Annotated in this window: 1 protein-coding gene; it reads right to left on the reverse strand. The window is 63.1% G+C overall.

Annotation, left to right across the window (positions count from 1 at the left end; all coding sequences use genetic code 11):
• Window positions 1-283: 283 nt before the first annotated feature.
• A partial coding sequence (locus D8V06_RS25930; protein WP_130932080.1) for a LysR family transcriptional regulator occupies window positions 284-1,183 on the reverse strand: 900 nt, incomplete at its 5' end.

Below are 1,183 nucleotides of genomic sequence, written 5' to 3' on the forward strand. Positions count from 1 at the left end.
CTGTGGGAGCTGGCTTGTCGGGTCGCCGCATCGCAGCGATGGCGGCCTGCCAGCCGACCAATTTCCACCATATGCCCCCCATCCCATTGTAGGAGCGAGCCTGCTCGCGAAAAAACCCCAGACACTGCGTTCATTCAGACAGGACACATTATCGTTGACGACCATCGCCAGCAGGCTGGCTCCTACAGGGGATCATCATATGCCCAAGCAATTAGGCCGGCCGGTAGCCCGCCCCCCGAGCATGGATATGCACTCAATCAAGTTCCACTCGGCACCGCCAACCTCAATTCGCCACCCGAACCCCACCCAGGCTCCCGCTCAGTTCATACGCCGCCAACTCCGCCTGATGCGCCGCCAACAACTCCGGCAGCGACCCACGCAGGTACTCCACCCACGTCTTGATCTTCGCATCCAGGTATTGCCGCGAAGGGTAGATGGCGTACAGGTTCAGTTCCTGGGATCGGTATTTGGGCATCACACGCACCAGCGTGCCGTCGCGCAGGCCGTCGATGGCCGCGTACAGCGGCAAGACGCCGACGCCCATGCCGCTGGTGATCGCGGTTTTCATGGCGTCGGCGGAGTTGACTAGGAACGGTGAGCTGTTGATGGTGACCATTTCCTGGCCATCCGGGCCGTCGAAGGCCCATTTCTCGAGGGGGATGACCGGGCTCACCAGGCGCAGGCAGGCGTGGTTGAGCAGGTCGCTGGGTTTTTGTGCGCAGCCGTTGGCTTTGACGTAGGCCGGCGAGGCGCAAACGATGCTGTAGGTGATGCCCAGGCGCTGGGAGACGAAGCCCGAGTCCGGCAGTTCGCTGGCGAGCACGATGGAGACATCGTAGCCCTCGTCGAGCAGGTCCGGTACGCGGTTGGCCATGGTCAGGTCGAAGGTGACGTCCGGATGGGTTTTGCGATAGCGGGCGATGGCGTCGATCACGAAGTGCTGGCCGATGCCGGTCATGGTGTGCACTTTCAGCTGCCCGGCCGGGCGTGCGTGGGCGTCGCTGGCTTCGGCTTCGGCTTCTTCGACGTAGGCCAGGATCTGCTCGCAGCGCAGCAAATAACGCTTGCCGGCTTCGGTCAGGGCGATGCGACGGGTCGTTCGGTTGAGCAGACGGGTTTGCAGGTGGGCTTCCAGGTTGGAGACCGCGCGCGAGACGTTGGCCGTGGTGGTGTCCAGTTGCAC

This window comes from Pseudomonas sp. Sample_24, from assembly GCF_004307605.1.
In the GTDB taxonomy this organism is placed as follows: Bacteria; Pseudomonadota; Gammaproteobacteria; order Pseudomonadales; family Pseudomonadaceae; genus Aquipseudomonas.